Origin of the sequence: Synechococcus sp. CCAP 1479/9, assembly GCF_019038535.1 — a bacterium.
Taxonomy (GTDB): domain Bacteria; phylum Cyanobacteriota; class Cyanobacteriia; order PCC-6307; family Cyanobiaceae; genus Cyanobium.
Map to the genome: position 1 here is coordinate 1 of NZ_JAFKRK010000066.1, position 316 is coordinate 316.

1 protein-coding gene is annotated in these 316 nt (G+C 66.8%); it reads left to right on the forward strand.

Annotated features, from left to right (window positions below; all coding sequences use genetic code 11):
• Window positions 1-316: sigma-70 domain-containing protein (locus tag KUG38_RS16710; protein WP_286196171.1), on the forward strand; the 316-nt coding region annotated here is incomplete at both ends.

The window sequence follows — 316 nt, forward strand, 5'->3', positions numbered from 1 at the left end:
GCGGGGTGTCGAGAAGTTCGATCCCACCCGCGGCTACAAGTTCTCCACCTACGCCTACTGGTGGATCCGTCAGGGCATCACCCGGGCGATCGCCGAGAAGAGCCGCACGATCCGCCTGCCGATCCACATCACCGAAACCCTCAACAAGCTCAAGAAGGGCCAGCGGGAGCTCAGCCAGGAGCTGGGCCGCACCCCCACCCTGAGCGAACTGGCCGTGGCGGTGGAACTGCCCGAGGAGGAGGTGAAGGATCTGCTCTGCCGCGCCCGCCAGCCGGTGAGCCTGGAGACGAAGGTGGGCGACGGTGAGGACACCGAG